The organism is Brevibacillus gelatini (assembly GCF_003710935.1).
Lineage (GTDB): Bacteria > Bacillota > Bacilli > Brevibacillales > Brevibacillaceae > Brevibacillus > Brevibacillus gelatini.
Window position 1 is genome coordinate 59,678 of the sequence record NZ_RHHS01000008.1, and the last position, 12,993, is coordinate 72,670.

General features: G+C 50.4%; 15 protein-coding genes. 6 read left to right on the top strand and 9 right to left on the bottom strand.

Features of this window, described 5'->3' with window-relative positions:
- Positions 1 to 5: 5 nt before the first annotated feature.
- A complete protein-coding gene (locus EDM57_RS01935) occupies positions 6 to 1,472 on the bottom strand; it encodes a sensor histidine kinase (RefSeq protein WP_170163349.1) in 1,467 nt (488 codons plus the stop codon).
- A gap of 60 nt (positions 1,473 to 1,532) precedes the next feature.
- Positions 1,533 to 2,441, bottom strand: a complete 909-nt coding sequence (locus tag EDM57_RS01940) for a hypothetical protein (protein WP_122903096.1) — start codon at positions 2,439 to 2,441, stop codon at positions 1,533 to 1,535.
- Positions 2,442 to 2,649: 208 nt separating this feature from the next.
- Between EDM57_RS01940 and EDM57_RS01945 the strand changes: the two genes are divergently transcribed.
- A complete protein-coding gene (locus tag EDM57_RS01945) occupies positions 2,650 to 3,528 on the top strand; it encodes a proline iminopeptidase-family hydrolase (protein WP_122903097.1) in 879 nt (292 codons plus the stop codon).
- Positions 3,529 to 3,620: 92 nt separating this feature from the next.
- On the opposite strand, the gene EDM57_RS01950 is transcribed toward EDM57_RS01945, so the two are convergent.
- The 4 genes from EDM57_RS01950 to cuyA form a co-directional block, all read right to left on the bottom strand.
- Positions 3,621 to 4,205 carry an NTF2-like N-terminal transpeptidase domain-containing protein gene (locus EDM57_RS01950; protein ID WP_122903098.1) on the bottom strand — a complete coding sequence of 195 codons (585 nt, stop codon included), beginning with the start codon at positions 4,203 to 4,205 and terminating at the stop codon, positions 3,621 to 3,623.
- Positions 4,206 to 4,397: 192 nt separating this feature from the next.
- Entirely contained in the window at positions 4,398 to 5,090 is a 693-nt protein-coding gene (locus tag EDM57_RS01955; RefSeq protein ID WP_122903099.1) for an FHA domain-containing protein, read from the bottom strand.
- A 105-nt stretch (positions 5,091 to 5,195) separates the two neighbouring features.
- Positions 5,196 to 5,525, bottom strand: a complete 330-nt coding sequence (locus EDM57_RS01960; protein ID WP_122903100.1) for a cupin domain-containing protein — start codon at positions 5,523 to 5,525, stop codon at positions 5,196 to 5,198.
- Between the two features lie 116 nt (positions 5,526 to 5,641).
- Positions 5,642 to 6,646: a D-cysteate sulfo-lyase gene (gene cuyA / locus EDM57_RS01965; protein ID WP_122903101.1), complete on the bottom strand. Its 1,005-nt coding sequence runs from the start codon at positions 6,644 to 6,646 to the stop codon at positions 5,642 to 5,644.
- Positions 6,647 to 6,838: 192 nt separating this feature from the next.
- Between cuyA and EDM57_RS01970 the strand changes: the two genes are divergently transcribed.
- Complete coding sequence (locus EDM57_RS01970; RefSeq protein WP_122903102.1) at positions 6,839 to 7,333, top strand: DUF2569 domain-containing protein; 495 nt, start codon at positions 6,839 to 6,841, stop codon at positions 7,331 to 7,333.
- A 178-nt stretch (positions 7,334 to 7,511) separates the two neighbouring features.
- Here the strand turns inward: EDM57_RS01970 and EDM57_RS01975 are convergent, their stop codons facing one another.
- Positions 7,512 to 7,745 carry a DUF1450 domain-containing protein gene (locus EDM57_RS01975; protein WP_246005716.1) on the bottom strand — a complete coding sequence of 78 codons (234 nt, stop codon included), beginning with the start codon at positions 7,743 to 7,745 and terminating at the stop codon, positions 7,512 to 7,514.
- A 224-nt stretch (positions 7,746 to 7,969) separates the two neighbouring features.
- A complete protein-coding gene (locus EDM57_RS01980) occupies positions 7,970 to 8,905 on the bottom strand; it encodes a cation diffusion facilitator family transporter (protein ID WP_122903103.1) in 936 nt (311 codons plus the stop codon).
- Positions 8,906 to 9,146: 241 nt separating this feature from the next.
- On the opposite strand from EDM57_RS01980, the gene EDM57_RS01985 reads away from it, so the two are divergent.
- Positions 9,147 to 9,746, top strand: coding sequence for an undecaprenyl-diphosphatase (locus tag EDM57_RS01985; protein WP_122903104.1), 600 nt, complete (start codon positions 9,147 to 9,149; stop codon positions 9,744 to 9,746).
- A 443-nt stretch (positions 9,747 to 10,189) separates the two neighbouring features.
- On the opposite strand, the gene EDM57_RS01990 is transcribed toward EDM57_RS01985, so the two are convergent.
- Complete coding sequence (locus tag EDM57_RS01990) at positions 10,190 to 11,161, bottom strand: hypothetical protein (protein ID WP_122903105.1); 972 nt, start codon at positions 11,159 to 11,161, stop codon at positions 10,190 to 10,192.
- Positions 11,162 to 11,213: 52 nt separating this feature from the next.
- On the opposite strand from EDM57_RS01990, the gene EDM57_RS01995 reads away from it, so the two are divergent.
- The 3 genes from EDM57_RS01995 (at position 11,214) to EDM57_RS02005 (ending at position 12,841) form a co-directional block, all read left to right on the top strand.
- Positions 11,214 to 11,666: a hypothetical protein gene (locus tag EDM57_RS01995; protein ID WP_122903106.1), complete on the top strand. Its 453-nt coding sequence runs from the start codon at positions 11,214 to 11,216 to the stop codon at positions 11,664 to 11,666.
- A 459-nt stretch (positions 11,667 to 12,125) separates the two neighbouring features.
- Positions 12,126 to 12,326: a hypothetical protein gene (locus tag EDM57_RS02000; protein ID WP_122903107.1), complete on the top strand. Its 201-nt coding sequence runs from the start codon at positions 12,126 to 12,128 to the stop codon at positions 12,324 to 12,326.
- 158 nt (positions 12,327 to 12,484) lie between these two features.
- Entirely contained in the window at positions 12,485 to 12,841 is a 357-nt protein-coding gene (locus tag EDM57_RS02005; RefSeq protein WP_122903108.1) for a group I truncated hemoglobin, read from the top strand.
- The last annotated feature ends 152 nt before the right edge of the window (positions 12,842 to 12,993 follow it).

The following is a 12,993-nucleotide window of genomic DNA, read 5'->3' on the forward strand; positions in this document are numbered from 1 at the left end:
CCGCTTCACCCCCTGTCCCCTTTTTGCAGCGGCAAGGCAACATGAATGCTCGTCCCGCGGCCGACCTCGCTGTCCGCCCAGACCCGTCCGCCGTGCCCTTCCACCAGTTGCCGGACGATGGCAAGCCCTAGCCCGCTGCCGCCCGTAGCGGTATTTCTGGCCCGATCCGCCCGGTAAAAGCGGTCGAAGATGTATGGCATCGCTTCCCGGCTGATCCCCGTTCCGTTGTCGGCAATAGTCACAATCGCTTCGTCGGCAGTCGCTTGCAGTTGTACCGCGAGCCGCCTGTCTTCCTTTTCCATGTATTTCAGACTGTTGTCGACGATGTTCATCAGCACCCGGTGCAGCTTTTCCCGATCCGCCATGACCATAAGCGGCGCTCCCTCTGTCCCGGCCACGCTGATGTGTACCCCGGACAGCCGCGGCTCCAGGCGCAGCTCCTGCACGCAGTCTGCAACATAGGCGCGGATGTCGACCGGCTCCAGATGAAACGGCAGCTTGTTCAAGTCCAGCCGGGAAAACAGCAGCAGCTCGTCGATCAGACGATCCATCTGCTCGGATTTGCCCGCAATCATCTGCATGTATTTTTCGCGCTTGGCCTCTGTGTCGGCAATTCCGTCCAACACCGCTTCCACGCACGCCTTGATTCCCGTAATCGGCGTTTTCAAATCGTGCGAAATGCTGGAGATCAGCTCTTTGCGGTTTTCCTCGTACTGCAACTGCAATCGGATCGAATCGTGCAAGCGGACGCGCATCTCCTCGAAAGCTTCTCCCAGCTCGCCCAGCTCGTCTTTTCGCCCGAGCTGGACAGGACGCTCCAGATTGCCTTCCTTGATTTCGTGCGCTGCCTGCTTGAGCGCGTACAGCGGGCGGATGATACTGCGCGAAACGAAGTAGGTCAACACGCCGTTCGTCAGCCCGACAATGACGAGGAAGCTGATGAGCATCGCCAGAAAAAAATAAAGGCCTGACGTTAAAAAAGTTCTGTCTTCCGCAACAAAATAGAGCGTGCCCTGGCTGTTGTCCGCAAAGACAAACGACTGCATCTCGACGACGTCCCTGCTGCTCCACGGCGGCCAACGGCGTGAACGTTCATCCGGCGCAGATGGTTGCATATACTTTGGCAAGTCCGCCCGATCAAGCGAAGCGGAGGCGAACTGTACCTCCCCGTCTTTGGCGACAATGATCGCGCCGCCAAGTCGGTGCAGTTCCTCGTCCGTCTCGGCCAGCACGTCCTGGTGCAAAAGCCGCTCCGGGGCGTAGCGCGCCAGAAAAGCGAGCCCGGCGAACAGCTCGTCCCGCCGTTCTTGCGTCTGCCGAAAAGCTGGCTTTCCCGCCTCTTTTCCTGCGCCATGCGGAAACGACTCCCCCAGTATCACAGAACCCAAAAACGAGGCAACCAGTCCGAAGCAGACGATGGGAACGACAATCATGGCGATATAGGATAGCAAAAGTCTCGTTTTGATCGACATGGCCGTCCCCCTCCCGCGTGTATGATTGCTGCCATTATACTACAGCTGTTTTCAAAAGGCTTACTCTGCCTCGTGATGCCACCAGCCGCCTTTTCTCCATTCGTTTCTAAGCTCCTCACGGGTGATTTTCTCCACTTGTTTTCCCGTCAAGTCAATCTGCTCTGGCGCAGTCGCAGCCAGATCGGACAGGCGGATGTCCACAGACAGGCGCAGGGTGTGCTCGATGCCCGCCGCGTCGGTGCCCACCAGCTCGACCTTGGCGGTTTGCTGTTCAATCTGGTTCTTTTCGTTGATCGTCGCGTTCAGCACGACTTGCGCAAGCTGCACGTCTTCTTGCAGAAGCGGCAGCTTCACGGCCGGCCCATGCTCGTGAGCCGCCGCTGCTTCCTGGCTGTGCTCGGCGATTTTGGAATAAACCATCGGCCCGATGAATTTGGCGAACATCGGCAGTTGTTCCTCGGAAAGCTGCAAGCTGACCTGTTTGCCTCCATTCGGAAGATTTTCGACAGTCATCCCTTTTCCAATCTCGCCAAACAGCATGTTGTGCATATGGCTCATCACAGCACTTGGTTCCTCATCTGCATCTCGCTGAGCCTTGCGTCCCCAGCCCATCGTCTCCATGACGCGATAAACGTCGCTGTCCCCTTTTTTGAAAACGACCTGGTCCTGCTGGCGAAACACCTGAAAGCTGCCCTCGCCGTTCGCATTGGAAAACGTCCCGTCTACACTGGCCAGCTGCTGCTCATGATTGACTTTCGCCACACCGTCGACTGCAAACAGCTTGCTCCCGTTGTCCGTCAACTCAAGCTGTGCATGCGCGGTCATGCTTCCGGCTTCTTTCGTCTGGCTCAAGGCCGATTTGTACAGGACAAAGCCCGTACTGTCCGCATTCGCAGACCCTCCGATTCCCCATGCCAACACTCCGGTCAGCCCAACTGCCAGTCCGACCGCCAGCCATTTTTTTCGCATTCCTCATCCCTCCTGTTTGGTTGAAAGCTGCTTACTTTCTCTACAAGCGATGATAAGGGCGAGGTCTAAACGCGCTCTAAACGAATTCTAAAAAAAGTATAAAAACATGCCCGCACCTACAGCGCATTCGCTGCGCACAAATCTGTCAGACATGGTATATTGGTAAAAATAACTTTATCAGAATGGACGAAAAGCGAGGTTGAAAACGATGAACAAGCAGGAAGGCTACATAGAGGTTCCCGGCGGCCGAGTGTGGTACACCCGCGTCGGCACAGGCGAACAGACGCCGCTGATCGTGCTGCACGGCGGCCCCGGCAATACGCACGCTCCGCTCAAGTCAACCCTGCACGTATTGGGCGACGAGCGTCCGGTCATTTTTTACGACCAGCTCGGCTCGGGGAACTCCGACCGGCCGACCGATGCGTCCTTGTGGAAAACGGAGCGGTTCGTGGAAGAACTGGCCTGCATCCGGCAAGCGCTCGGACTTTCGCAAACGCACATCCTTGGCCATTCGTGGGGAACGATGCTGGCGGCGGCGTACTTGCTTGACACCCGGCCTGCTGGCGTGTCGAGCGTGATTTTTTCCAGTCCGTGCCTCAGCGCCCAGCGCTGGAAGGAAGACGCAGACCGCCTGATCGCCCGACTGCCAAAAGAGGTGCAGCAGACGATTGCCCGGCACGAAGAACGAGGAACGACCGATTCGGAGGAGTATCAGGAGGCAATGAAGGAGTATTACGCCCGGTACGTGTGCCGCCTGGAGCCATTGCCGGAAGTGCTCGCCGAAAGCCGCCGGAAAGCGAACAAGGACGTGTACATGACAATGTGGGGCCCGTCCGAGTTTTGTCCGACAGGCAACCTGAAAACGTTCGACTACACGCCGAAGCTGCATCAGCTTGACATCCCGGCCCTGTTCATCTGCGGCCGCCACGACGAGGCGACGCCCGAGTCGACGCGCTACTACCAGTCGCTTGTGCCGGGCGCGGAATTTCACGTTTTGGAAAACAGCTCTCACATGGGCTATCTGGAGGAAACGGCCGAGTACGTGCAGACCGTCCGCGAATTTTTGCGGAAAGTGGACAAGCGATGATTTTCCGTTTTTTGGCAGACGTCTATTGGCAAAAAGGTGCTCTCCTACCACGAAAAAACGATACTCCCACTACAGGAAGTATCGTTTTTAGCTTACAAGCCTTGAGTATTTGCGGATTGCCGCGATGTGACCACCACTCTCCGCCCTGCCCGGTCCAATACCTCTCCCCGCTGCGGACGAAACGTGTTCGCTCGCAGCTTGTCCCCATGCTCCAGCTCAGGCAGCAGGAAGGACGGATTCCAGTTGATGTACCAATCCAGCTTGTCGTTTTGCATTTCTTTGAGCAAAATTGCTTTGCCTGTAAAGGAAATCGGCTCGACAAACGTCTGCATGCTGAGCCGGTAGTGAAAGCAGATTTTCCCGTCTTCGTCCGGGACAACGTCTTCGGTGTACAGTGGTTCTACGGAGATATGCGTAGCCTCGATCCCTCTGTAGATGTTTTCATAGCGCGAGACAAACTCTTCCTTGCTCACCCTTGCTTTCGCATCCAGCGAGAGCTGCTCGTACATGTCGCTAAACTGCTGCTGCTTCCATTTTGTCGTGTAGGCCGTAAAAGCCGCCTTTGCCATTTCTCCCTCTTGCTTCGGCCTCTGCTGCCAATAGTCCCAGATGAGGAAGAAAAATCCCGACAAAATGACGAGAAAGACACTCCAGAAACAAAACCATGCCTTTTTCACCAGTTCCTCCCCTTCCTGTTCACACGATAAACCAGCAGAAACCAGGAATATATGGAAAAAAGCTGATGAAACGATAACATTTTGCTCATAAACAGATGATAACTGTCAGACAATTTTACAGCCTGATTAGCCAAAACAGCCGCTCTCATTTTCAGCCAGCAAAAAAGGAAGACCGCTGGCTCGTCTCCCTTTTTACTCTTCCCACATATAGCCGAATCGGGGAATCGTCGTTACTTTTTGTCCGTACTTGCCCAGCCGCTTGCGCAAACGGTAGACAAGCGCATTGATTTCGGCGCGCCCGACATCCGGGACGCTGATTTCGGCGTGAATCATTCGCTCAGGCCAGATCGCCACCATGATTTCCTCGTAGCTGACCGCCTGATTGGCCCGTTGATACAAAAGCGTGAGCAAATCCATATCTTTTCCCGTCAAAGGAATTCGCGCCCCATCGAGCCGGATTTCCCGGCGCTCCAGATTGATGACCAGGCCGGATGATGCGGCAGCGGGAACGGTTGCGTGCAGCAGCGGAAAAGAAAATTCTCTGGTGACATCCAGTTCGCTGCCTTCCGCAAAAAAGACCAGCTCGACGACTCCTTTGGCAAGACTGATTAGATCGCCGTGAAACAGCGGCTGCGGCGTTTGGCGAATCGGCGCCCCGTTCACCTCTGTTCCGTGCTTGCTCTCCAGGTCGGAGATCGTATATTGATTGCCGATTTTGCGGATCACGGCATGTCTTCTTGATACATATGGGCTGGAAAAAGCGATGTCAGGCGCGAGCTGGCTCCCTCGCCGCCCAATCGTGTACTCGTCCCTGCGCAGGAACCGGCGTTTTTGCACAAGCTCCGGATCGCCTTTTTTGATAAGGACATAGACGCCGTCTTCCAACGTTCATCACCTCAAAAAAGAGTTGCAGCTATCCGTATTTAATTACATACGAAACGACCGAAAAGTCAACTCTTTTTTCCCCTATCTCAGCCGCCGAAAGCGCCCTCATGAACAGCGCTTGAGTGCCGCCAGCTTTTTCGGCTCAATTGTCAGCAGGTGGCAAACTCCGTTCGGGACGAACAGCTTGTACGCCATCCCTTTTGGCACGACCAGAAGCTCTCCCGCCTCGATCCAAATATTCCGCTCATGGGACATCAAGAGCAATCTTCCGTTGACGACCAGAATCATCTCGTCCTGCTGGTCGTTCTGTTGCCAGGGATACTCCCCCGAAAGCTGCTCCAGCCTGATCGCCGAATCGTTCAGCTCGCCCACGATCATTGAACTCCAAGACTCCTGTAACAGTGAAAACTGCTCCGCGATGTTTATTTTCTCCATGATGGTTCTCTCCCCTTTGTCCCCACGATAATACAAAAGGGAGGCGGGAAATATAGCAGCGATCTGATAAATTCATGATAGTTTCGGTCACAGAACGATGATAAGATACGGAAAATTCAAACCTTCGGCAAAAACAGCTCCGGTACCGTGTACAGCGCAGGAGAGCCGCCTGTGTGCAGGAACAGCACGTGATCGTCCCGGCCAAAGCGCCCTTCGCGGACAAGCCCGATCAGGCCAGCCATCGCTTTGCCCGTGTAGACGGGGTCGAGCAATATCCCTTCTGTCCGGGCTACAAGCTGCACAGCCTCGACCATTTCCTCTGTCGGAATCGCGTAGCCCGGCCCGACAAACCTGTCCTCGCACTGCACCCACTCCGGCTGAATCTGGCCTTCCAGCCCCACCCAAGCGGCTGTGCGCTGCAAAAGCTCCAGCACCTTCGCTTCCTGGGCGGCGCGGTCGCGGCTGACGTTGACGCCAATTACCTTTGTGCCAGACTGTCTTGCGGCGAACCCGGCAATCAGCCCTGCCTGCGTCCCGCCGCTGCCTGTCGCCGTCACGACGTAATCGTAAGGGGTGCAGCTCTCCCACGCCTGCTGCTCGATTTCCTCCGCGCACGCCATGTAGCCGAGCGAGCCGACCTCGTTGGAGCCGCCGACCGGAATCAGGTACGGCTTTCTCCCCGCTTTTCGCAAGCTTTCGGCGAGCACGTCCATCTCTGCCAGCAAGTCTTTGTCTGCAGAAACGACTTCGATTTTTTCAGCGCCCAGCAAATGGAACAGCAAGTGGTTCCCGCTCGCCTGCGGATTGTAGTCGCCTGTTTCGGGCGCGGACAAAACAAGCTGGCAGCGCAATCCTTCGCGCACCGCCGCGGCCAATGTCAGGCGGCAATGGTTCGATTGGACGGCCCCGCACGTAATCAGCGTGTCCGCACCTTGCCGGATCGCATCCGCGACCAAATATTCCAGCTTGCGCGTCTTGTTGCCGCCGGCGGTCAAACCGAGCAAATCGTCGCGCTTGATCGAAATCGTCGGCCCGCCCAACTCCTTCGACAGTCTGCTCAGACGCTCGATCGGCGTCGGGCCTGGCGTGTATATTTTGCGCTCATAGCGAATTGGCTTCATGGAAACGGCTCCCTTCGGACTTGATTAGATAGGAATACGCTTTGGCTTTTGCCGATTCCTTCTTGATAGGCTGTGTGTTCTTTTTACAAGGTAGCTTTCCGCTTTTGCACCGCTATATTTTTCATTGACAAGAAGATCCTCCTACAATTACCATAATTTAGTTCGCAATTCACAAAGAAATGGAGGAATTTCATGAACACAAACCTGGAAACGCAAAAGCCGGAGCCAACAGGCTTGGGTGGATGGCTGATCCTGCCCGCTATCAGCATCATTTTTACTCCGATTGGGCAGCTTTTCTCTCTCGCTGACATTTTTGTCAACTACTCAGGCACCATTGAGCTGTTGGGGCCGTATATGGAAACAAGCATGCTACTCACCGTTTATTATTATGGCAGCATTTTGTTTGAAATCGCGCTATTGTTCTATTCGATTTTCCTGCTGTTGGCATTTTTCCGCAAAAAGAAAAGCGCTCCGGACATGTTCATCGGACTGCTGCTTGTTATGCTAACCGTATCCATAGTGGACATGCTCGCCTGGTCTTACATCGCCAAGCTTTTCCCGAACGGAAGCGAAACCGGAGCCGTAGCCGATACAGGGCGCAGTCTGATCCGCGCAGGTATCAGCGCCATGATCTGGATTCCGTATTTCCGCCTATCCAGGCGAGTCAAAAACACTTTCGTCCGCTAGAGTCACCGAAAGATTGCCCTCTTTGCGACAGCGCCTGCCCGCGTGCGATGATCCGGAAGGAAAACGAGCACGCGAGCAGGCCGCTAGAGTCTGCAAGCAAGAAGGAGTGTGGGCGAAGCTGTAGACAGCGGACAATCGGCACCAGACACCTAGGCGTTGCGTTCTTGCGCTTGCCCTGCTAATGGGCTGCCGAGAGCTTTTCCACCAGCCGATCAAGCAGTTCCTGTCCGTCGTTGCCCACGATATTTTTGCCGTTGTACAGCGCAAACGGCTTTTCCAGACATTGACCGCAATAGTTGAGGCACCGCCCGTCGATCAGCTCCACATCGGGAAATTTCCTGACCTCGTTTCTCACCCACTCCAGACTGCCTTGAAGATTACACGGGCAAAATTTGATTGTATGCACCATCATCGTCTTCCTCCTTACTCCATCCATAAATGGCATGCCGCTTCTAGCTGGATTTTACAGTCAATTCAGAATTGACAGCAAGAACACGCGTAAAACCGCAAACGCTTTAAAGCGGCAAGGAAGCCGAAAAGGCCGGGCAGGCTACCAGAACTGTTTGAGTGTCTGGAACCGCTCGGCCTTTTTTGGTTATAGGCGTGCAGCCGTGGCTGTACAGCGCAAGCAGCCGCTTACGCCTGTTGCAGCAAAAACTGTTTGCCGTACTCGCCGTGATCGAGAATCATCGGGTGTTCGATCTGGATCGTCGAATGCTCGATGCTGTACTTCGTTTTCAGCAGATGATTGATGCCAAGAATCACACAATACGGCTGAATATTCTCGCGCACAAACACGTGTGCCGTCAGCGAGTAATGGTCCGTCGATACCGCCCACAGGTGCAGCTCGTGCACGTCGTAGACGCCTTCCACACTGGCGAGGTCTGCACGGATTTGGTCGAGGTCAAACTGCTCCGGTACGGATTCCATCAGGACGGCCAGCGATTCGCGGATGATTTTGACGCCGCCCATAAAGATGATTCCCCCGATCACCATGCTAATCAACGGGTCAAAGAGGGAGTAGCCTGTGAAGGAAATGAGCACCGCCGACACGATGACGCCAACAGAGCTGAGCAGGTCGCCGATAAAGTGCCAGAGGGCGCTTTTTACATTCAAATTGTCCTCTTCCTTGGTGCTTCTCGACAGCACGATTGTCAATACGATGTTCACGATCAACCCGATGGAAGCGATTGTCAGCATCAGCTGCAAGTCGACGTCTTGCGGATGAATCATCCGGTTCACCCCTTCAAACGCGATCCCAAGCGCAATCACAGCAAGCGCCAGACCGTTCAAAAACGAAGCGATGATTTCAAAGCGCAAAAAGCCAAACGTATACTTTTTCGTCGGCTTGCGCGTCGCCATGTAAATCGCGGCCATGCTCAGAGCGAGTGCAACGACATCCGAAATCATATGCGCCGAGTCGGACAAAAGAGCAAGCGAGTTGGACAACAGGCCGCCGACGATTTCCACGATGGTAAAGAACAAAGTCAGGATCAATGTAATCCACAACGTTTTCTTTGATTTTTGCTGTTCCTTCACGTGATCGAGATGGTGATAATCAACATGTTGCATAAAGCCACCTCCAGTTTCAAAAGTAGAAAAATTACAATCTAATAATTAATTTAATTATAAGGTGCTTTTGCCGCTTATTCAAATGAATATTTTATGGATCATACTACTGATTTTCATTCCCAGCCTGGGTACCGCAGCCCTATCTTACAACCTTGTAATCTTATGTAAGGAAAATCGATTTCTTCTTTTGCCGTCTTTGGATACAATTCCCCCATTGAAGCGGAAAGGGGGACCGTTGTTCTTGGACGCCATGCAAATCAATGTTCATGCCTTCCGATTGATTAATGACCTGGGCAAAGAGTACCCGGCGCTCAATCCCGCGTTTTACGTCATCGCCGAATACACCGTATACGCCTTGGCCGTCTGCGTGCTTCTGTACTGGATGACACGCAGCTATCAAAATCGCGTGATGGTCGTTTGCGCCATGGCCACGTTTGCGCTTGCGGAAGGACTCGGAAAAATCGCAGGCACTCTGCACTACAACCAACAGCCGTTTGCCGAACTTGCCAATGTGAATCAGTTGGTGCAAAAAGCGGTGGACAATTCCTTCCCCAGCGACCATACGATTTTGTTTTTTTCCTTTTGCATGAGCTTCTGGCTTTTTAAAAGGAAAGCGGGCATTCTCTGGATGCTGCTGGCTGTCTGTGTCGGGCTCTCCCGGATCTGGGTAGGCGTACACTATCCGGCGGACGTCATCGCAGGTGCACTCATCAGCATTGGCTCGGCCGCAATTGTTTTTCTGGTTGTACCACAGCTTTCCGTCGTGCACAGCTTGCTTTCCCTGTACGAAAAAGCAGAGCGTGCTGTTTTGCCTGCCCGGCTGAGATCCAAGGACTTTTGACAAAAGCGAGCCCAAAACACTCTGTAGAGCAAAGTGCTTTGGGCTCGTTTTGTCGCTTTCTAACGTATTTTACGGAGGATAATCAGAACATAGCGCAGTTGGGTCACAACGCCGCCTAGCACCATACGCACAAACCACATTCCCCCCTCCTTCCCCGTAGCCTTTCCACTCATCAACAATTAACTCAAAATTTCTGAATCGATGAAGTCATTCTCTCTTCGAGTGTAGCCTTTTTGTAAGTGCCTTAAAATTTTTCAGTTGCCGTCTGTTAGCCGAAACACTGGCTCGATAAATTATCGAAGCACATAGATGTGTGATTTTCACTACTAAAACTAAAAAAGACATAATCGCTCATCGTCGACTAGTCTTCTTTAGTTTTAGTGCTAGGCAATTAATTTAAAACTTCACACTAAATGTCCAGTTATTTTTGATGTGTAATGCTCTCAATCACGTATACGCTCTGAAGTATGGCCTGTAATTTTTTGTACATCATCCTCGTATTCAAATGCAATACTTCCACCTAGAGGAATAGACACAGAGCCAGACCAATGAATTTTATACTGTGTATGCAGATAATGACTCCATACATCATATCTTTTTCCGCCCCAAGAAGAGCCCTCTGGTTCTACATCAACTTTCATGTATCCTCTAATATTTTTTATATACTGTCTTCTATTATTATTTAAACTAGGGTATTTCACGTTAAATGCGTAGCCACCTTCGTCCCGCAAATCTGCTTTCCTGGCACTCTTACTATCAGAGTACCATTCAAAAATAGGGTTTCCATACTTATCATATTCACCATTGAATCCATATAAACGATATTTTAGAGAAAAATCTTCACTACCAGGTATTAATCGAGCATTTTGGCTAACACCAATGGCAAGAATATCATCATAAAGATCTGCTTTTGTAAAACCATATGTTGAACTATTATCTGCAAACTCAAAACGAGCAGAAGCTTGTGCATCCCAGTTATCTTCATCGTATATGAACCATGTCTCTAAAGTTATATAATCATGACGATCTTCAACATCGTATCCCAGAGTTGAAATTAAGCCTGTTTCCCCATCCCCTTCTTTCTGCTCATTAGCATCTTGGTTTTCGGCTACTCTTATATCAAACTCGCTTTTTGTAAGTTGCTCAACTTCTACTTCCCCATTTGCCTGACTTGTTAGTTCATAGTATTCTTCCTTCTTGCTGACCACTGGTTTTTCCATGGACAAATATTCTTGAACTAATCCATCTTCTATTAAATCCTCTATATGCTGGTCAGAAAATTTAAAAACCTCCTTCAGTTTCTTAATTTCTGCTGGACTTAAATTGTCGCCAGAGTTTGCTAAAACCATTGTAGGATTCATTGACAATATGGAAATAAGCGCTACCGACAAGGAAAATTTTGATATCTTTAACATTTTTTGAACTCCCTATTGTATAATTAGTAAAAAAATGAAAGGTGAGGTTACATTGAGAACTAATAAAAAGTATTTTGTCTCTGTATTAATTACAGTGTTAATAGTCACTAATTTAGTAACTGTATGGGGCCTGGTAAAAACCAAGAGTAATTTAGAACTTTACCAAGAGCGTATTGATGCAGATTTTCAAAGAAGCTTAAGCTCCATCGCTGTATCACTAAGGCAAAACACTGACTGGGATACCAGATTTAAATTGGCGCTTTCTTATGCAAGTAAAGTTCAGATTCTTGTAGATAGCACCTCATTTACTGCCGGAACATCTGAAGAAAGCAAAAACATACTCAGTTACGGATACATGCTGGAAAATTACTTTCAAAACTCTCAAAATGCAACAATTGACGAAAATCCCCAAGAATTAGAAGAGTTTTTAAATTGCATCGAAGCTTTATCTTCTAACCCTTCAGATAGTGAGTTTGCCAAAAAACTAATTTTTCTTTTGAAATGAATAAAATTTCACCACCCAACATATTATTTGTTATTTTTTTCCATCAAAATATCTTTATCATATTTTTATATAAATGTCAATTATTTAATATAAACACATATTTATACATTTTGTGAATCTTACTTTGAAACTCAAATGGATTCTTCCCGGTGTGCGACTTTAACCTAATGAAAAATTTGTATCTTACGGCTCAAAGGTAGCAAAATCCGTGTCTCAATCTTTTCATACTCTTGAACGTCTTTTCCGTATAGAACTACAAAAACGCCATGAGTTATAGCGTTAGCGCTGCGGCCTGCCTAGACGCTAACGAGTCTCCCACGGCGTTTTTTTCATTTTAGCATTCTTCACTTATGCTACTAATACTTTTCACACACACTCTCTTTGATACTTCTTCTTTTCTTCCCCAACTCTTTTGCTCCCTCCTTCTGCTACGGTTAGGTGCGGAAGGAGGTGATCTCTATGACCCAGCATCTGTACTTTCTCGTAAGTCTCAACGATGCACTGCGGCTCAGTCACGGGCTTACACAGCTTGGCATCACCCACTACTATTTGCAGCCTCGTGAAGGTCAGATCGCGTTTGTCTTTGAACACGTATCTGACCAGAGCCGTACCATCCTGAAACGCTTCTTTGGTGCAGATGACGCGTCACCAGACAACTAGACTGACAGTAGACTGCTGCCCTGGTTCAAGGGCAGCAGTCCCAGAACTTTGCCAGCTCTCTTTTGCAAAACATTCGCGAAAAGTTGCCCGTGCAAGACATAAGATCCCATCTTTTGTGGAATAGTGAAGGTGATATTGAACTGCTAAGGAGGCTTATTATGGGATCGTTTTACGAAAAGTATGGTGGAGAAGAAACCATCTCCAAGGTCGTCGACTACTTTTATGGACTTGTTTTAGCAGATGATACCGTCAACCATTTTTTCAAGAATACGGATATGGAGAAACAGCGGAAACATCAAACCAAATTCATCAGCTATGCGCTTGGCGGCCCCAATCAGTACACCGGCCAGTCAATGGCTAAGGCTCACGAAGGGATGAATTTGCAGCCTGTTCATTTTGATGCCATCGTGAACCACCTCCGTGCCGCGCTTACCCACTTTGGTGTAAGTCAAAGTGATATTGCCGATGCATTAAGCAAAGTAGAAGCGCTGCGGGAGGATATTTTGTATAAATAGACCGGTTCATCCTCAGTTTCCCCCCTGCTTCTGAAGAACAGCGGGGAATTTTTTTATTTCAACCGTGAACAACTGGCAAATAACCAGCTACTCGCACTCGCGCTCGTCATGCTTCTTTTCTGGGCAACCTACTATCTTTGGGGTTATCTCGA